General features: G+C 49.8%; 19 protein-coding genes. 18 read left to right on the top strand and 1 reads right to left on the bottom strand.

The features are described 5' to 3' along the window. Window positions 1-52 precede the first annotated feature (52 nt). The 16 genes from rph to ilvN all read left to right on the top strand — a co-directional run bounded on the left by rph (window position 53) and on the right by ilvN (window position 15,453). The gene (gene rph / locus BLQ36_RS01950; protein ID WP_074513732.1) at window positions 53-799 is read left to right on the top strand and encodes a ribonuclease PH; all 747 of its coding nucleotides are present in this window, start codon (window positions 53-55) and stop codon (window positions 797-799) included. A 16-nt stretch (window positions 800-815) separates the two neighbouring features. After that, complete coding sequence (locus BLQ36_RS01945; protein ID WP_074513731.1) at window positions 816-1,415, top strand: XTP/dITP diphosphatase; 600 nt, start codon at window positions 816-818, stop codon at window positions 1,413-1,415. Next, window positions 1,412-1,894: a metallophosphoesterase family protein gene (locus tag BLQ36_RS01940; protein ID WP_074513730.1), complete on the top strand. Its 483-nt coding sequence runs from the start codon at window positions 1,412-1,414 to the stop codon at window positions 1,892-1,894. The genes BLQ36_RS01945 and BLQ36_RS01940 overlap by 4 nt, the downstream gene beginning before the upstream one ends. A 275-nt stretch (window positions 1,895-2,169) precedes the next feature. Then, the gene (locus BLQ36_RS01935) at window positions 2,170-3,012 is read left to right on the top strand and encodes a fumarate hydratase (RefSeq protein ID WP_033170002.1); all 843 of its coding nucleotides are present in this window, start codon (window positions 2,170-2,172) and stop codon (window positions 3,010-3,012) included. Window positions 3,013-3,033: 21 nt separating this feature from the next. Continuing rightward, window positions 3,034-3,600 carry a Fe-S-containing hydro-lyase gene (locus BLQ36_RS01930; RefSeq protein WP_033170001.1) on the top strand — a complete coding sequence of 189 codons (567 nt, stop codon included), beginning with the start codon at window positions 3,034-3,036 and terminating at the stop codon, window positions 3,598-3,600. A 33-nt stretch (window positions 3,601-3,633) separates the two neighbouring features. After that, window positions 3,634-4,260 carry a succinate dehydrogenase gene (locus BLQ36_RS01925; protein ID WP_074513729.1) on the top strand — a complete coding sequence of 209 codons (627 nt, stop codon included), beginning with the start codon at window positions 3,634-3,636 and terminating at the stop codon, window positions 4,258-4,260. A gap of 31 nt (window positions 4,261-4,291) precedes the next feature. Next, a complete protein-coding gene (gene sdhA, locus BLQ36_RS01920) occupies window positions 4,292-6,199 on the top strand; it encodes a succinate dehydrogenase flavoprotein subunit (protein WP_033169999.1) in 1,908 nt (635 codons plus the stop codon). A gap of 18 nt (window positions 6,200-6,217) precedes the next feature. After that, a complete protein-coding gene (gene sdhB, locus BLQ36_RS01915; protein WP_074513728.1) occupies window positions 6,218-6,970 on the top strand; it encodes a succinate dehydrogenase iron-sulfur subunit in 753 nt (250 codons plus the stop codon). Window positions 6,971-7,154: 184 nt separating this feature from the next. Beyond that, window positions 7,155-8,855 (top strand): GGDEF and EAL domain-containing protein, encoded by a 1,701-nt coding sequence (locus BLQ36_RS01910; RefSeq protein ID WP_074513727.1) that lies wholly within the window; start codon window positions 7,155-7,157, stop codon window positions 8,853-8,855. Further along, entirely contained in the window at window positions 8,855-9,349 is a 495-nt protein-coding gene (gene queF, locus BLQ36_RS01905) for a preQ(1) synthase (protein WP_074513726.1), read from the top strand. Before BLQ36_RS01910 ends, queF begins: the two co-directional genes overlap by 1 nt. Before the next feature lie 34 nt (window positions 9,350-9,383). Further along, on the top strand, window positions 9,384-10,208 hold the full coding sequence (locus BLQ36_RS01900; protein ID WP_143558662.1) for a pyridoxamine kinase: 825 nt from the start codon (window positions 9,384-9,386) through the stop codon (window positions 10,206-10,208). 1 nt (window position 10,209) lies between these two features. Further along, window positions 10,210-10,869 (top strand): TatD family nuclease-associated radical SAM protein, encoded by a 660-nt coding sequence (locus tag BLQ36_RS01895; RefSeq protein ID WP_074513724.1) that lies wholly within the window; start codon window positions 10,210-10,212, stop codon window positions 10,867-10,869. 765 nt (window positions 10,870-11,634) lie between these two features. After that, entirely contained in the window at window positions 11,635-12,477 is an 843-nt protein-coding gene (gene yqeB / locus BLQ36_RS01890) for a selenium-dependent molybdenum cofactor biosynthesis protein YqeB (protein WP_074513723.1), read from the top strand. A gap of 139 nt (window positions 12,478-12,616) precedes the next feature. Continuing rightward, on the top strand, window positions 12,617-13,138 hold the full coding sequence (locus BLQ36_RS01885; RefSeq protein WP_318260894.1) for a ComF family protein: 522 nt from the start codon (window positions 12,617-12,619) through the stop codon (window positions 13,136-13,138). 123 nt (window positions 13,139-13,261) lie between these two features. Then, window positions 13,262-14,953 carry a biosynthetic-type acetolactate synthase large subunit gene (gene ilvB / locus BLQ36_RS01880; RefSeq protein WP_081342197.1) on the top strand — a complete coding sequence of 564 codons (1,692 nt, stop codon included), beginning with the start codon at window positions 13,262-13,264 and terminating at the stop codon, window positions 14,951-14,953. Then, complete coding sequence (gene ilvN / locus BLQ36_RS01875; RefSeq protein ID WP_074513944.1) at window positions 14,953-15,453, top strand: acetolactate synthase small subunit; 501 nt, start codon at window positions 14,953-14,955, stop codon at window positions 15,451-15,453. The genes ilvB and ilvN overlap by 1 nt, the downstream gene beginning before the upstream one ends. 705 nt (window positions 15,454-16,158) lie before the next feature. Here ilvN and BLQ36_RS01870 read toward each other — a convergent pair. Next, window positions 16,159-16,503 (bottom strand): cupin domain-containing protein, encoded by a 345-nt coding sequence (locus tag BLQ36_RS01870; protein ID WP_074513721.1) that lies wholly within the window; start codon window positions 16,501-16,503, stop codon window positions 16,159-16,161. A 144-nt stretch (window positions 16,504-16,647) separates the two neighbouring features. Between BLQ36_RS01870 and BLQ36_RS01865 the strand changes: the two genes are divergently transcribed. Continuing rightward, window positions 16,648-17,406, top strand: coding sequence for a YdcF family protein (locus tag BLQ36_RS01865; protein ID WP_074513720.1), 759 nt, complete (start codon window positions 16,648-16,650; stop codon window positions 17,404-17,406). Continuing rightward, window positions 17,403-18,749: an MATE family efflux transporter gene (locus BLQ36_RS01860; RefSeq protein WP_074513719.1), complete on the top strand. Its 1,347-nt coding sequence runs from the start codon at window positions 17,403-17,405 to the stop codon at window positions 18,747-18,749. Before BLQ36_RS01865 ends, BLQ36_RS01860 begins: the two co-directional genes overlap by 4 nt. Window positions 18,750-18,838: the final 89 nt, after the last annotated feature.

Below are 18,838 nucleotides of genomic sequence, written 5' to 3'. Positions count from 1 at the left end.
TTTATAGCCTTCCTCTGACGGGGAAGGCTTTTCATGTATAGGAGGAATTTCTATGGAACGAATCGACCGCCGCAGTGCGGATCAGCTGCGTCACTACACCATCCACCGCCATTTTCAGAAGTACCCGGCAGGGTCGGTGCTCATTGAAATGGGAAATACCAAGGTAATCTGTGCGGCTACGGTGGAAGACCGAGTGCCCTTTTTCTTGAAAGGGACGGGGGAAGGCTGGGTCACTGCTGAGTATTCGCTGCTGCCCAGTGCTACTGGCGTGCGCACTCAGCGTGAGGCTGTCCGGGGGAAACAGTCGGGGCGCACTCAGGAGATTGAGCGCCTGATTGGACGCAGCCTGCGGTCAGTGGTGGATACCAAGGCAATCGGTGAGCGAACGATCATGATTGACTGCGATGTCATTCAAGCCGATGGCGGTACCCGCACGGCTTCCATCACCGGTGCTTTTGTGGCTTTGGTGGAGGCCTGCGCGACCTTCTACGAAAAGGGAAATATCTTCCCGGTAAAGGATTTTCTTTCAGCTATCAGCGTCGGTGTCAGCCATGAGAATGAACCGATCCTCGACCTTTGCTATGAGGAGGATTCCCAGGCCATTGTGGATATGAATGTGGTAATGACTGGGGATGGCCGTTTTGTTGAGGTTCAAGGTACTGGGGAAGGACGTCCCTTCTCCCATGAGGAGATGTCGGAGTTGCTCCGTTTGGGTGAAAAGGGCTGCCGGGAGCTGATTTCCTACCAAAAGGATATCTTAGGCGGGCAGCTGGTATGGCTGGTGGGCCGCGAAGGCTGAGATGAGGAGAAAAGATATGCAGAAAATCGTAATCGCAACGAAAAATAAGGGCAAGGTGCGGGAAATGGCGGCAGCATTGCAGGAACTGCCAGTGGAAGTGGTTTCCCTAGCGGAGTTTGGCGAGCTGCCGGATGCTGTGGAAGATGGCAAATCCTTTGCAGAAAACGCGAAGATTAAGGCGGCGTTTTATCAGCAGCAGACGGGCTGCGCCTGCATCGCCGATGATTCAGGATTGGAGATCGAGGTGCTTGGTGGCGCGCCGGGCATCTACTCGGCTCGTTTTGCTGGCTATCATGCCGATGATGCTGCCAATAACGAAAAGATGGTGGAAGAGTTACAGAAGGCAGGGGTAGCGGAATCGGCGGCGGATTATCGCTGTGCCCTGGCCTTTATTGGGGCCGATGGCAAAACTTTGACGGCGGAGGGGCGCTGTGATGGGCAGGTCAAGCTGACAGCCAAAGGGGAAAATGGTTTCGGCTATGACCCGTATTTCTATCCGGTGGAATATCCAGGGCGCACCATGGCAGAACTCACCTTGGAGGAGAAGCAGGTTATCAGCCATCGGGGAAAGGCATTGAAGGAACTAGCCACGGCGTTGGAGGATTACCTGAAATGAAAATCGGAATTGCAAGTGACAGCCATGGAGACACGAATGCGCTGGATGTGATGCTGCAGCATCCAGCAGCCGCGGATGTGGAAGCGTGGCTGTTCGCTGGGGATATTGCCATGGATGCAGAATATCTGGAGATGGTGACCGATTTGCCGGTCATAAAGGTGGCCGGCAATAATGATTGGCCCATGTCGCGGTTGGAGGATACCGTGCTTGCGGACTTGGGGGATCACCGGATCCTGCTGACCCACGGACATCTTTACGGTGTGAACTTTTCTACCCAGAATCTTGTGCTGGCAGCTCGTGAGCAGGCGGCTGACATTGCTGTCTATGGTCATACCCATGTGGCTGACTTGTCAATTGGCGAGGTCACGGTACTCAATCCTGGCAGCGTGGCGCGCCCTCGGGATGCCAGCCGTGGTTCATTCATGGTGGCGGATTTGGTACAGGGACAGAAGCCCGTGGTCAAGCTGATACGGATATAAACTGATATAATTCTGCTCTCATGAAAAAATAAAAAATAATAATACATTTTTTACGAAAAAAATAAAAATCAGCAGGAATTTTTCCCTCGATGGATAATAAGTATAGTGATGTGATGTATATCATATAGATCTGTTTTTGGGTGAAGTAAAAAGTGAACGAAATTCACTATTTACGCGGGTTTGCGGCACTTTTTACAGTGCTTGAATGGCATAATAAAATGTGCTATGATGAACCTACAGATGTGTGATAAGTTGTATTTATGGGAGGGATTACTTTGCGAGAACTCGACGCAAAACAAATCACTGAAAACGTAGCACAGATGTGCAAGGAAGCAGCTTATTATCTGCCGAAAGACGTTTACGAAGGCCTCAAACGTGGCCGCGAGACGGAGGTTTCTCCGGTCGCACAGAACGTTCTTGACCAGATTATTAAGAATGCAGAGATTGCCCGTGCTGAGGACCGTCCGTATTGCCAGGATACCGGCATGACGATTGTATTCCTCGAAGTAGGCCAGGATCTCCATATCACTGGTGGTTCCTTGGAGGATGCTGTCAACGAAGGTATTTCGAAGGGCTACACGGAAGGTTATCTGCGCAAATCTGTTGTTGCGGAGCCGCTGTTCAATCGTGTCAACACGAAGGATAACACGCCGGGCGTTATCTACACGAAAATCGTTCCGGGTGACAAGCTCAAGATTACGGTTGCACCGAAAGGCTTTGGTTCGGAGAACAAATCCGGCGTTAAGATGCTGGTTCCGGCCGATGGCGTTGAGGGCGTAAAGAAAGCTGTTATGGATATCATTCTCCATGCAAGCATGAATCCGTGCCCGCCGATGGTTGTCGGTGTTGGTATCGGTGGTACTATGGACCGTGCCGCGCTCCTTTCCAAGAAGGCACTGACTCGTTCCATTGATGAGCGTAATCCGATGCCGGAATACGCAAAACTCGAGGGCGAGCTCCTGGATCTCATTAATCAGACGGGTATCGGACCGCAGCTCGGCGGCTCGACCTCCGCTCTTGCAGTCAATATTGAGTGGGGCCCAACGCATATCGCAGGCTTGCCGGTCGCTGTAACGATCTGCTGCCACGCAATGCGTCATGCATCCCGTACGCTTTGATTTGAGATAGGAGGAATAACAATGGCAGAACCAATTAAAATTCAGACTCCGTTTACGGAAGAGAAATCCCGCCAGCTGCATGCTGGTGATGCAGTCTTGATCAGCGGTACGATTATCGCTGCTCGTGATGCAGCTCATAAGGCAATGACAGAAGCGCTCGCACGTGGCGAGAAGCTGCCGGTTGACTGGACGAACCAGATGGTCTATTACCTGGGACCGACGCCGGCAAAACCGGGCGATCCGATCGGTTCCTGCGGTCCGACGACTTCTGGCCGCATGGATGCTTATACGCCGACGATGCTCGATCAGGGTATCAAAGGTATGATTGGTAAAGGCTCTCGTTCGGAGGCTGTTATCGAGTCCATGAAGAAAAACGGTGTTACGTATTTTGCTGCTGTTGGTGGTGCTGCTGCCCTGATTGCAAAGTCGGTTAAAAAATACGAAGTCCTCGCATATCCAGAGCTTGGCCCTGAGGCAGTAGCTGCTCTTACGGTTGAGGATTTCCCGGCTATCGTTGTTATCGATTGTGAGGGTAACAACCTTTACGAGACGAATCAGGCTAAGTATCGTACGCTGAAAGGCTACTGATAGAAGTATTGGAATTATTTTAGGAGGTACAGAATGTTTCACACAACTTTTTATCTGCGTCGTCTGCATTCTTTAGTGGGTCTCCTGGTTCTGGGTATGGTTCTCTTTGAGCATATCTTCACCAACTCGATGGCCCTCGGCGGCGCTCCGGTGCTGAATGGTGCACTTGCAACGATGGAGCTCATCCCGAAACCGATCTTCCTCGCCCTTGAGGTTGGGGCTATTGCGGTTCCGCTGCTGTTCCATGCTATTTATGGTATTTACATCTGCCGTCAGGCAAACAACAACCCGGGCCGTTATGGTTACATCCGTAACTGGCAGTTCGCGCTCCAGCGCTGGACGGCTTGGCTCCTGGTCTTTTTCCTTGCTTGGCATGTATTTGATCTCCGTATCTTTACGAAGGCTATTAGCGGTACGCCGATCTCCTATGAACTGCTTCAGAGCATGTTCACGGGCAACCCGATTATCGCTGTACTCTACATTATTGGTATGTTCGCTGCAATCTTCCATTTCTGCAATGGTATCACGACCTTCTGCATGACTTGGGGTATTGCTAAGGGCCCGCGCATCCAGAACGTCGTCAGTCTCTGCAGCATGGGTCTCTGCGCTCTTCTCTGCCTGATTACGCTGGTATTCATGGGCAGCTACTTCGTAATGTAAGTGAAGTATCGCAAAGAAAAGGAGAAAATCAATGGCTAATAAACCTGAAAATAAGATTATTGTCGTAGGTGGCGGCCTCTCTGGCCTCATGGCTGCGCTGAAAATCTGCGAAGGCGGCGGTAAAGTAGATCTGTTCTCGTACTGCCCGGTAAAACGTTCCCATTCCCTGTGTGCACAGGGTGGTATGAATGCTTGCATGGATACCAAAGGTGAGCATGATTCCATTTATGAACATTTCGATGATACGGTATACGGCGGTGACTTCCTGGCTGACCAGCTGGCTGTAAAAGGCATGGTTGAGGCAGCTCCGAAACTCGTCAAGATGTTCGATCGCATGGGTGTTCCGTTCACGCGTACGGCGGAAGGCGTTCTCGATCTCCGTAACTTCGGTGGTCAGAAAAATAAACGTACGGTATTTGCTGGTTCCACGACGGGTCAGCAGCTCCTCTATGCTCTTGATGAGCAGGTTCGTCGTTGGGAAGTCAAGGGTGGCGTCAAGAAATATGAGTTCTGGGAATTCATTAAAATCATCAAGAACAAAGATGGTGTCTGCCGTGGTATCGTTGCTCAGAACATGAATTCCAACGAAATCGTTTCGTTCCCGGCTGATGTTGTTATCCTCGCAACGGGTGGCCCTGGCCAGGTATATGGCCGTTGCACGGCTTCCACGATTTGTAACGGTTCGGCAGTATCCGCTGTTTATCAGCAGGGCGCTGAAATCGGTAACCCGGAATTCCTGCAGATCCATCCGACGGCAATCCCAGGTTCGGATAAAAACCGCCTGATGTCTGAGGCTTGCCGTGGTGAGGGTGGCCGTGTATGGGTTTACCGCGAAAATCCGGAAACTCACGAGAAAGAGCGTTGGTACTTCCTCGAGGATATGTATCCGGCATACGGCAACCTCGTTCCGCGTGACGTTGCTTCCCGTGCTATCTACAAAGTCGTCGTTCACATGGGGCTCGGCATGCAGAACCCGAACCGTGTATACCTCGACCTTTCCCATATCCCGGCTGATTACCTCGAGCGCAAACTCGGCGGTATCCTCGAGATGTATGATGATTTCGTAGGTAAAGACCCGCGTAAGGTACCGATGGAAATCTTCCCGTCCATCCATTATTCCATGGGCGGTATTTGGGTTGACCGTGAGCATCATACGAACATCCCGGGCCTCATGGCTTCCGGCGAGTGCGATTATCAGTATCATGGTGCTAACCGTCTGGGTGCAAACTCCCTGCTGTCGGCAACCTACTCCGGTACGATTTCCGGTCCGGAATCCCTGCGTCTGGCTCGCAGCGGCAAACTCGGCGATGCGCTTACGGAAGCAGAGCTCGAGGCAGCTCGCAAAGAGTGCGTAGAAGAATTCGACCGTATCCGCGCAATGAATGGTCCGGAGAACGCACATCAGATGCATCATGAGCTCGGCGATATCATGTACAAATATGTTTCCGTTGAGCGTGATAACAAAGGTCTTGCGCAGTGCATGAAGGAGCTTCATGAGCTGCTCAAACGCTGGGAGAACATCGGTGTTACGGACCATGGCAACTGGGCAAACCAGGAAGCAATGTTTGTTCGTCAGCTCCGCAACATGATTATCTATGCAATGGCCATCACGAAGTCCGCACTGCTGCGTGACGAGAGCCGTGGTGCTCATGCGAAGATTGTCCTCAAATCCGACTATGATCAGTGGGATGATGCAAAGAAGAAAGCCTTCGATGAGAAGACCGGCAAGTATCATTTCGATGCTGAGACTGGCCGTGCTATGACGGATGATGGCAATGATGATCTCGTATTCTTTGGCCGTGATGATGAGAAATTCATGTACACGACCGTTGTTTCCTTCGATGCTGCTAATAACGAGCCGGAGGTTTCCTATCGTGAATTCGAGCATTCTCTCATCAAGCCGCGTCTGCGTAACTACGCTGTAGCTAAGAAAGAGTAATGGGGGAGGACAAATAGAATGGCAGAACAGAAGAAAGTCAGACTCGTTATCGAACGCCAGGACGGCCCAAATGACAAGCCGTACACGCAGGAGTTCGAAGTAGATTATCGTCCGGGCCTCAACATCGTTGCCGCCCTGATGGAAATCCAGAAAAATCCGGTGACCGTTGACGGCAAAAAAGTCGCTCCGGTTGTTTGGGAATGCAACTGCCTGGAGAAGGTTTGCGGCGCTTGCATGATGGTTATCAACGGCAAAGCTCGTCAGGCTTGCTGCTCGCTGGTTGATAACCTTGAGCAGCCGATTCATCTGGCTCCGGCTCGCACGTTCCCGGTTATCCGTGACCTGCTCATCGATCGTTCCGTTATGTTCGAGAGCCTCAAACGCATCCATGGCTGGATTGAAGTCGATGGCACTTGGGATGTCAAAGATGCACCGATCCAGAATCCGCATACGGCTGAGACGGCCTATGAGATTTCGCACTGCATGACCTGCGGCTGCTGTCTCGAGGCTTGCCCGAACGTTGGCCCGCAGTCCGACTTCATCGGACCGTCCCCGACGGTACAGGCATACCTCTTCAACCTCCATCCGCTTGGGAAGTTCGATGCTCCGACGCGTCTGAACGCCCTGATGGAAAAAGGCGGTATCACGAGTTGCGGCAACAGCCAGAACTGTGTCGAGGCTTGCCCGAAGAACATCAAATTGACGACGTATCTTGCACAGCTTAACCGCGATGTCAACAAACAGGCACTCAAGAATATCTTCAATAAGTAAGCGTTAATTTGAACGCAAAAGACCTGCTCGTTATGAGCAGGCCTTTTTGTATTTTTAGAAAGTTTTTGGAGCAGATGAATTGCAGCCGGGTATAAGACTTGATTCTTATTAGTGTTTTGGTATATGATAAGAGGAGAATGGGTGAATACCCTATACGTATAATTTGGCAAATAGGATGATAATTATGAGAAAGAATAATCGTATCCCCTTGAGCCCATGTTTGAAACGTTTTAAGTTCTTTTTTGATCTGCTGAAGAAGACCACCGAGGATTATCTGTTTTTTGCGGATTTACAGGAAAACATCGTAATGGTATCGCCAAATCTGGTGCAGGATTTTGAACTGCCCAGTGAGGTTATGGAAGACTTTGATGCCAATTGGGCACCGCTTATCCATCCGGAGGAGCGAGGCCCCTATTTAGCTTCGATGCGCAGTATTCAAACTTCGCAGAGTTTTTTTGAGCATGCGATGGAATACCGTGTTAAGAATCGGAAAGGCGAGTACACATGGCTTCGTTGCCGTGGCCGCGTTGGGACAGACCGGGACGGAAATCCGAGTATGTTTGTGGGCATGATGTCGAGGATGGCACAGCGCAATCAGGCTGACGAAGTTACAGGACTCTTAAATAAATATCAGTTTGAGCACGCGGTTAAGCGAGCCTTGGCAGAATATCGTGCAACGGGTGAAGGCGGCGCAATCCTGGTAGTTGGGTTGGATAATTTCAAGATCGTCAATGAAACCTACAATCGCTTGTTGGGGGACCAGGTATTAAAGCGCGTATCGCGTTTGATTGCCAACGTCCTTCCTCCGGCTTTGACGCTTTTTAAACTCGATGGCGATGAGTTCGGTATCATCTATCCGGGCGCTGGCGAAGAAGAGGTAAATGATATCTTTGCCAGTATGCAGAGTGCGCTTTCGCGGCCTCAGGATATTGATGGTCATCAGTATTTTTGTACGGCGTCCAGTGGTACGGTATTTTATCCGGCTGCTGGTAAGGATTATCTGGTCCTTCATAAACATGCAGAAGCAGCGATGGATATTGCGAAGCGAGAGGGAAAAAATCGCAATGTGATGTTCAGTAAAGAGGAATATAATCGTTGGGTCCGCTCAATCTCCATGCGCGATAGTCTTTGGGATAGTGTAGAGAATGGCTGTACGGGGTTTAGCCTGTTTTTCCAGCCACAGGTCAGCGCGGTGGAGCAAAAGCTTATCGGTGCCGAGGCACTGTTGCGTTGGAAAAATCCCAAGGGCCGCATGGTAGCTCCGATGGAATTTATTCCGATTTTGGAAGAGACAAAACTCATCATTCCCGTAGGCAAGTGGATTTTTGAGGAGGCTGTCAAAACCTGTAAGCGTTGGCGGCAGGTTGTCCCGAATTTTCGTGTCAGCATTAATATGAGCTATGAACAGGTCAAAGACCTTTCGTTCAAAAAATTCGTCGCCGAATGTCTGCAGCGTTACGATATGCCGCCAGAGGCGATTATTCTGGAGCTTACGGAAAGCAAGATTGTTGCGGATTGGAGCTTTGTCAATAAGCAGTTTGATGAATTCCGTCAGCAGGGCCTGGCCATTGCTATGGATGACTTTGGTACTGGCTACAGTTCCTTGGCTTCTCTCAAGTATCTATGTTGCGATATCGTAAAGATTGATCGCGAGTTCGTAAAGAAGATTCTCGAGAATGATTTTGACCGCCGTTTGGTCAAATACGTAGTAGCCCTTTGCCATAGCATTGGGATTAAATGCTGTATTGAGGGTGTTGAAGAAGAAGCCGAGTACGAGCTTTTGACTAAGGAATGCAAAGCGGATTCCATTCAGGGATATTTGTTTGGACACCCTGAAAGCGTTGAAAATTTCGAAGAAAAGTTTTTGCATATGGAGAAAGATTAATGTCACGCGATAAAGTTGCCGAAGAGATTACCCTTCTGGGAAAGAAGAAGGTAAATTATCATTACGATTACTGTCCGGAGATTTTGGAGACTTTCCAGAATAAACATCCGGAAAACGATTATTGGGTTAAGTTCAATTGTCCGGAGTTTACGGCACTCTGCCCCATCACGGGACAACCGGACTATGCGACAATCTATATTAGCTATGTTCCCCAGGAAAAAATGGTGGAAAGCAAATCGCTGAAATTATACCTGGTCAGCTTCCGCAATCATGGCGATTTTCATGAGGATGTAGTCAATGTCATCATGAAAGATTTGATTAAGCTCATGGATCCGAAATACATCGAGGTTTGGGGCAAGTTCCTGCCCCGTGGCGGCATTTCCATTGACCCGTATGCCAACTATGGAAAGCCTGGTACGAAGTACGAGGAACTGGCTTGGCGTCGTTTTGCTGAGCATGACATGGTAGCAATGGACAAGGTGGATAATCGTTGATTGGTTTGTGAACAGGAAAGGGGTCAGTATGCCGTTGAAACATCAGAAGCGTATCGCATTGGTCAATGATATTACTGGTTTTGGCCGATGTTCTGTGGCAGTAGAACTGCCGTTGATATCCGCCATGAAGATACAGGCATGTCCGATGCCGACTGCCATTCTTTCCGTTCACACGGGATTTCCTGACCATTTTATTGACGATTATACAGACCGCATGCGGCCTTATATGGACAGCTGGGAAAAAAACCGGCTGTCCTTTGATGGTATATGCACCGGTTTTTTAGGTTCTGCCCATCAGATTGAGATTGTGGCAGATTTTATCCGCCGCTTCAAGCAGCAAGCGACCAGAGTGATGGTGGACCCGGTTATGGGGGACTATGGTAAGCTCTACAGTTCCTATACGCAGGAAATGTGCGACGAGATGCGAAAACTTTTGGTCTATGCGGATTTGGTTACGCCAAACCTCACGGAGGCTTGTCAGTTGCTGGGGATTCCCTATCCAGAGGATGGGCGGGTTTCCAATGAAGAACTGGAATACATGGCAGGGGCATTGGCTGACCAGGGGCCTTCACAGGTTATTATCACGGGCCTCAGTGAAGGGGAGACCATCCGAAACTTTATTTATGAAGCGGGACGGGGAACCGTTCTGGAGTCAGAAAAAATTGGCGGTGACCGATCTGGCTCCGGGGATGCCTTTGCCGCCATCGTGGCCGGGAGCCTGATTAATGGCGAAAGCTTGGAGCAGAGCGTTCGCAAGGCAGCTGATTTTATCAGTAAATGCCTGGCCTATGCGGTAAAACTGGATTTGCCCTGGAACTACGGTCTGCCATTTGAAGAATATCTTAGGGAGCTGAAATGATATGTTGGTTTATGCAACCCATGAAGGCGGCAGGTACCTGCCGTTTGCAGAGAGTTTGCGCATTCAGCCGGAGGGCAAGCGCAATCTCTATGTCAATGTGACGAATGAATGCAATTGTGCCTGTACTTTTTGCCTGCGCAATATGAAGAAGATGGCAGAAGAATCTTCCTTGTGGCTGAAGAAGAAGCCGACGGTTGAGGAGTTCAAGAAAGCATTGGACGAAGCTCCTTGGGATTATATAAAAGAAGTTGTCTTTTGTGGATTTGGTGAACCCACCATGCAGCTCGGTACGTTGGTGGAGCTTTTGCACTATGTAAAAGAGAAGCACCCAGAGTTGCCGACCCGTCTGAACACCAACGGGCTGGGGGAATTGGAATATGGCCGTGAGATTTCTAAGGATTTCCAAGGGGTTCTGGATACGGTTTCCATCAGTCTCAATGCCTCCAATGCCCAGCGCTATTACGCCCTCACCCGGGCAAAATACGGGGAGAAGTCTTATCAGGCTATGCTGGATTTTGCCGAGCACAGCAAAAAGTATATTCCACAGGTTGTCTTGACGATTGTGGATCAGGTGGAGGGGCCGGATGAAATCGCCCGCTGCCAGGAGATTTGCCAGGAGCGGGGCCTCACTTTGCGGATCCGCCCTTATGAGGATAATTAAAAAGAAGCAACATAAAAAGCCGGTTCGCATCTTCTGTGAACCGGCTTTTATTTGTTGATAACCATAGATATTAACTGTCCTTCATATTCATTTGTCTGCCTGATTCTCTCTCGAGTAAGAACCACGCGCACTAAGGTTACTACGTATGTAGACGTTCAGCTGAAACCTTGTGATAATGAATCACGATGTGTACACTTTCTCGATTGTCATCTTGCCGTTATCGATAACGATAGGGTTCCTAAAGTTTCGATGGTTTCTAGATGATTCGTAAAGATTTACCCGGGATAGCTGCTACTTCCTTTGGACTTCTGACGTTGTGCTGCAGACTTCCACTGGCTCAGAGTACGACTGGCGGCCACCTGACCATCATTACGTCTCGCTTCCGCCGGATGGATAATCTCTTTCTTCACCGATGCACTTGCTAGTCAGTGCTAAAAGAAGCAGTGTAGCAAAGCGATATCTTCAATAAACAACCACATCCTTTCATAGTTCCAGATATGTTGTTCTTGAAGAGAGCCTGTTTCGGCTGATAAACACCTTGTACAATTTCGACCTCCAGGACTACTTCTGTACTGGTTTGATTATCAATCTCTTCTTTACGCTTTTATATTAACATATTATTCAGACGATTGCAATACTTCACGGGATTTTTTTACAGGTTTCCCCAACGGATAGCGTTCTTTTGGACGTTTGTCTGTCGACAAAAAATGAATAATAGCGTTATAATAAAAGGGATACATAGAAGATTGAAAGGGAGCAATGGTAATGAAACATCTCATAATCGTGCGGGGTGGCGGTGAGCTCGCCAGTGGTGTAATCCACGCGCTTTATCGGACGGGATTTCGCGTGCTGGTGTTAGAGCAGAAAGAACCTACGGCAACACGTCGTCGCGTTGCCTTTTCGGAAGCCATCTATCGTGGAGAGGCAACTGTTGAGCGCATTACTTGCTATCGGGCAAAAAATGTGGAAGATGCGAAGAAGCGTTTGAAGGAGGGTCAGCTGGTAATGTTAGTTGACCCAGAGGCAAAATGTGTTCGTGAGTTCAAACCCCAAGTGCTTGTTGATGCAATTGTTTCCCATGAGAATAAAGGCACGAAGCGGGATATGGCGGAGCATACCATCGCCTTGGGGCCGGGATTCTGTGCTGGCCGCGACGTCGATGCGGTGGTGGAGACCGGTCGTGGCCATAACCTGGGCCGGCTGATTTATGAGGGATTTTCCTATAAGAATCCCGATATTAAGAATTCGACGGTTGGTTTAGAGCATAATTTGGAGCATCTGTTGTTTGCGCCGGAAAATGGCCGGCTGGAGATGCTTCGCAGCATTTCGCTGATGGTTAAGCGCGGTGAGTCGGTAGCCCATCTCCATACTGATGATGGCAAGACCATTGAGCTTAAAGCCACGATTGATGGTGTGTTGCGCGGCGCCCTTCATACTGGGGTGACGGTCCGCAAAGGCCAGAAGATTGGCGATATTCATCCGACAATGGGACAGGAAGAGTGTTTCACGATTTCCGATAAAGCCCGTTGTATTGCCGGTTCGGTTTTGGAAGCCGTCATGGTTTGGGATAGCAAGCGTCCGAAAAGGAGATTTTTCCATCGTGGGTAATTGGTTTGAGGCGTTGATGAATTTTATATTTCCTCCGCATTGCCCCTTGTGTCACAAATACGTAGAAAATCGGGGAGACTGGTGTAAAGTCTGCCTTTCTTTGGCCTGTCAGCCACATCGGCTGCCTATTACAGCGCCCATGCAGTCAGTGATTGACAGTGCATGGGCGCTTAGTGTTTATCGGGGCGGCACAAGAGATCTTATTCGTGGCCTCAAATATCATGACAAGCGCAGCAATCTTCCCTATATCAAGGGCTTATTGCAGGCGGCAGAGCAGTCAGCGGGAGTGGGAAAGCTGCTGGAAGAAAGTGTCTGTGCGGTTCCGGTGCCCCTGCATGAGAAACGGCAGCGGGAGCGTGGCTTTAATCAAGCGGAATTGATTTTTGCTGATTGGCTGCAGGCACATGCGGTGCCAATGGAAAATATGCTTCGGCGTGTCCGGCAGACCAAGCCTTTATATCAGCTTACGGCCAGGGAAAGAATGGCCAATCTGAGTGGTGCCTTCCGTCTGGAATCAGAGGTAATAGTCAGGGGAAAAACAATTCTGCTGGTGGATGATATCATGACCACCGGGGCAACCCTTTATGCCTGTGCTAAGGTTTTGAAACAGGCAGGAGCAGGGAAAATACAGGCGCTTGTTCTGGCCAGTGACCAGGGATAATTCGTGGAACTGCCTTGAATGTATTTTTGAGTTGTAAATATGTATACAAATAGTGTATAATATAACAAAAGAATTTGAAATTGTGTAAAGATGGAGATAGACGAAGGAGGCTTTCGCTTGTTGATGAATGGTGCTCAGGCTGTACTGGAGAGTCTGAAAAAAGAAGGCGTTGACGTCGTATTTGGTTATCCTGGTGGCGCGGTATTGACGCTGTATGATGCCGTGTACAAGATGAAATTCCCTCATGTATTGACCCGTCATGAGCAGGGGGCAGTTCATGCGGCGGATGGCTATGCCCGGGCTACGGGAAAAGTTGGGGTAGTGTTTGCCACGTCGGGACCGGGAGCTACCAACCTCATTACCGGTATTGCCACGGCTTGCACCGATTCGGTGCCGCTGGTCTGCATCACGGGGCAGGTAGCGAATCCATACATCGGTAAGGACTCCTTTCAAGAGGCAGATATCTTTGGGATTACGACGCCGATTACCAAGCATAATTATCTGGTCAAAGACGTACATGATTTGCCGCGGGTGCTGAGGGAAGCCTTTTTCATCGCCCGGACGGGGCGGCCGGGGCCAGTAGTCATCGATGTCGCCAAGGATGTCTTTGACACGAAATTTGACTATCACTATCCTGAGTCGGTTCAGCTTCGTGGCTATTCGGGAGAATATACGGGCCGTGAAGAAGAAATCGACGCGGTGGCCGAAGCCGTAAAAAAAGCCGAGCGGCCCTTGCTGTTTGTGGGCGGTGGCATCATAAGCTCTGGTACCGCGGAACTGGTCCGTGAAATTGCAGCCGTCCTCGGCGCGCCGGTTACGAGTACCCTTTTGGGACTCGGCGTAGTTCCGGCCGATGATAAGGGCTTTTTGGGGTTTGCCGGTATGCATGGCTCCTATGCGGCCAACATGTCCATCCAGGAGTGCGATTTGCTGCTTTGTATCGGCATGCGTTTCAGTGACCGGGTTACGGGCAAGGTGTCGGGATTTGCGCCCAAGGCAAAGATTGTCCATTTCGAACTCGATGAGGCGGAAGTCAACAAAAATGTAAAGGCCGACTACCGTGTATTGGGGGATTTGCGTTGGTCTTTGCCGCTGTTCCTGAACAAATTAAAAGCAGCCGGGCAGGATTTTGTGGCTGCGCATAGTCAGTGGCTTCAGCATACGGTCGCCATGCACAGTGAGCATCCCTTCAGCTATCAGGAGGAAGGGGATTTAATCAAGCCGGGAGCGCTAATAAAGAAAATCAGTTCGCTGGTGGATAAAGACACGATTGCCGTTACGGATGTGGGCCAGCATCAGATGTGGGCGGCCCAGTTCTTTGACGTGTATGAACCGCGCCATTTCCTGACCTCTGGTGGACAGGGGACAATGGGCTATGGTCTGCCGGCGGCTATGGGAGCAAAAATTGGCAAACCGGATAGTTCGGTAATCCTGTTTACCGGTGATGGCAGCATCATGATGAACTGTCAGGAGTTTGCCACCATTGCCGATAATGATATCGATGTCAAGGTAGTCATTGTTCACAACTGCATCCTGGGGATGGTGGGACAGTGGCAGAGACTTTTCTACAATCATCATTATTCCCAATCGGAACTCAAGGGTAAGACCGACTTTGTCAAATTGGCAGAGGCCATGGGAATCAAAGGGTATCGCCTGACCAAGAAGGAGGAACTGGAGTCTGTATTGCCTGCCATACTGGCGGAGAAGGGCCCGGCCCTGCTGGATGTATGGATCCCAGAGGAAGAAGATGTCCTGCCGATGGTGCCAGGCGGAAAACGTCTCGACCAGATGGTGTTGGGAGGTAGCAAAAAATGATGAAAAAATATCTGCTGGCCGTTTTGGTCGATAACAAACCGGGGGTACTGACCCATGTGTCGGGGCTCATAAGCCGCCGTGCCTTCAACATTGAAAGCATTTCTGCTGGTTATACGGAAGAGCCGGAGGTTACCCGGATTAACATTGTGGTATCGGTGGAATCGGAAAATGAATTGGACCAGGTAGTGACGCAGCTTTCGAAACTGATTGATGTCATAAAGATAGTCAACCTCAGCAAAGTGGAGTCCATCGAGCGGGAACTGGTCATGATAAAGGTAAAGGCTGGGCGAGAAAATCGTGCGGATATCATCAATATTGTGGAGATATTCCGCGCGAAGATTGTTGATGTGGGTCCTGAAGATGTGGTAGTGGAACTGACTGGTTCACAAAGTAAGATTGATGGTATTATCGAAGTGCTTTCCGAATACGAAATATTGGAGATTGCCCGTACTGGTGCTATTGCCCTGTCGCGAGGACCTGTACCGGTTAAGCGCATGTAAAATAAGAAATGGGGCTGTTAAATTACAGTTTATCGGTTAGCGGAGCCTTATTCGAAGCAGCTCTTCGCCGCCGCTAGGGACAGTGCCAACACTACGCGGGAGATGTTTTTCTAAACGAAATTTTTATCCTTAATTAAGCATCGAAAAAGTTGCAAAACGCGCTTCGCTTGAACGGTAGCAATTTTTCGACGAACGATGAGGATAAAAATTTCGTTCTTCACGAAAAACATCAAACGCTTCGTTTATGGCACTGCCCCTAGCAGCGGCTGAGTCTTTGGCAAGTTTCGCAGTGCTACCCCCTCCGAGGGCGCAGCAATTCGTGCCGGCTCTAACCGAGGCGGCGGGGGCCCCAGTACCATAAGCGTAGCCTTGACGTTCCGCGTGAAGCAAGAAATTTTTGCCTGCGTTCTCGTTGGAAAAGCAGTTTCGTCCAAGCGAAGCGCGTTTAACTGTTTTCCAACTCTTAATTAAAAGGCAAAAATTTCTTGTAGCGGGTTGTCACCGGTGGAGCGTTGGTACTGGGGCCCCCGCCGCCGGCGACTTGCTTCGAACACGAACTCGCTAATACGAACCTGCAAACTGTAATTTGTAAAAAGTGCGTGGATAAATTTATAAAAGCCTCCATAAGTTAGATTAATCAACCTAACTTATGGAGGCTTTTATTTTTTATGTCAATATGAAGGGGGCACAGTCCCTTTAATTCTATTATTTTTTGATGATCAAAGCCATAAAGACGAGGTCTTCGGTTTTGGAAGCGTTGGCAATGCCGTGCTTCTCACCGTCCGGACAGAAGGTGGTAGCGCCGGCGCCTAAGGTGACTTCCGTGCCATTGTCATTGTAGAGAGCCGTGCCCTGAAGAATGTGGTAGGTCTCGGTGTTGCCATGGTGCTCATGAACTCCGATAGAGCAAAGCGGTGGAATGATAACTTTTGCGTACATGTCACATTTGCCGTCAAGTTCTGCTGGGGTTAGAAGCTTTACGATGGTGATGGTTCCCTTGCCGTCAGCTTTGTTGGTTGCCTGGATTGGATTCGGTTCGATAAAGGCCATAATAAAGACTCTCCTTCTTTTCTTTTTGAAGTTTATTTGCTACAATGATATTATACAACTAATTCGTTTAGAAATAAATGCGGGGATTCCGCCCAACTGGCAGGAATTTGCGCTTTTTATTTTGTCCAAGTCAGAGGTGATTGCATGGTATATTTGTTGAAGTTTGGAGCAAGCTGGATACTGCCACCGGGAATCTTTATCCTGGCTTGTTTTGGCTTGGCGGTTTATATCTGGCGTCGGAATCATGACCATCGGGCGGCCAAAATCCTGGTAGGTATATCCTTTATCTTTTACTTGCTCTGCACGGGAATGGTGGCGGACCGGCTTATGGGGGCTTTGGAGTCTGTATACGAGCCGCCAGCCCATCCCCACGGCGATGTGATTGTCCTTTTGGGGGGCGGTGCGTTTAAGGATGTGCCGGATGTAGATGGCATGGGGACCCTTTGCTCCTATCCGGCTAACCGCATGCTGACGGCGGTAAGGCTTCAGCGGCAGTTAGGGGTACCTATCATCCTGTCTGGGGGAGAAGTTTATCGTGATACGGGGAACGAAGCGGAGATTTCCCGCCGGATTCTGCTTTCCCTTGGTGTGCCAGATGATAAGATTCTAGTGGAAAACAAGAGCATCAACACCACCCAGAATGCCCAGTTTTCCACGCAAATCATGCGAGAGCATGGTTTTACGGAACCTATTCTGGTGACGTCGGCTTTTCACATGAGACGGTCGGTTATTGATTTTGAGAAGCAGGGAATGGCGGTAACAGCTTATCCCGCAGATTACCAGGTTGCCCGCAATCCGGTGTTCCACTATAACAAATTGCGTCCCCAGACCGGGGCGTTGCAGAATAATGTGCTGGTCCTGCAGGAGATTTTGCGGACTTTCGTATCGAGGTATTTGGAATGACTAAGAATTTAACGGTGGGAGAGCCGGCGAAGCTTATCCTGTTTTTTACCCTGCCGCTTATTGCCGGCAATATTTTTCAGCAGTTGTATGCCTTTGTCGATACGCTGCTGGTTGGCCGTTTCCTGGGGGTTGAGGCACTGGCTGCCGTTGGCTGTACGGGCAGTTTGATGTTCTTGATGCTGGGCTTTGTCATCGGTTTTTCTACGGGTATTACCATTTATACGGGCCAGCGCTATGGGGCAAAAGATGAAAAAGGCGTGCGCCAAAGTGCGGCCGCCTGCACAATTTTGTCGTTGGTGGCATCCTTCTTCCTCACGATAGTGGGAGTAGCCTTGTGTCCGTTGTTTTTGGTATGGATGCAAACGCCGCCGGAAATCATGGATGGCGCGGTGTCGTTTATCAGCATTGTTTATGGCGGTATCGTCATGTTTGTATTCTTGCAGATGCAGACCAATATCCTGCGGGCGCTGGGTGACAGCAGGATGCCCACGGTTATTTTGGCATTGACGCTTATGCTGAACATTATTTTGGAGCCAGTGGCGCTCCTGGTGTTGAAATGGGGCATCCCCGGGGCGGCAATTGCTACGGTGGTGGCCCAGTTCATCGGAAATATCGGGTGTTACATTTACATCCGCCGCCGGGTGCCGGCACTGCATACCAAGCGGGAGGATTGGCATGTATCCCGCGAGGTTTTGCTGGAACATTTGAAGATTGGGCTTCCTATGGGATTCCAGTCGTCCATTATCGCCATTGGAGCGATTATCCTGCAGGTGGCACTCAACAATTTAGGGCCGACGGCGGTGGCCGCTTATGCAGCTTCCCAGAAAGTTGACTCGGTGGCCATGATGCCAATGATGTCCTTTGGACTGGCCATGGCTGCTTATACGGCTCAGAACTATGGAGCTCAGCAATACGCGCGCATTGCCGATGGCGTGCGCAAGTGTTGCTACATGTCTGTGGCCTTTAGCATCGCCGCTGGAATCCTGCTTATTATCTTTAGCGCAGATATTATGTATCTCTTTGTAGGGGAAGGTCAGCAGCAGGTTATTGAATACGGCCAGCAGTATCTGCTGGTGAATGGTTCCTGTTATTGGATTTTGGCGCTGCTCTTTATTTTCCGCTATACCCTGCAGGGATTGGGACAGAGCGTTGTGCCGACTATTGCTGGTATCATGGAGCTTATCATGCGCACAGCGGCGGCAATTTTCTTATGTGCTTCTCTGGGATATCTGGGCGCGTGCTTGGCCAATCCCATGGCCTGGATTGGTTCCTGCGTTCCGCTGGCCATTGCCTTCTTTTGGACCGTGCGGAGCTTTAAGCGCAAATATAATCTGACGGAATAAAATGGTGGGAAGGATTTCAGAGACAATTGTCGAAGTTATCTAGAGGAAATGTATTCATAGTGGGTGATGATGACTCAACAAGTCAATGA

It is taken from the genome of Selenomonas sp. WCT3 (assembly GCA_900100835.1).
Taxonomy (GTDB): domain Bacteria; phylum Bacillota; class Negativicutes; order Selenomonadales; family Selenomonadaceae; genus Selenomonas_A; species Selenomonas_A ruminantium_E.
Note: the sequence above shows the minus strand (reverse complement) of the source record. Positions and strands in the feature narration are given on the sequence as shown.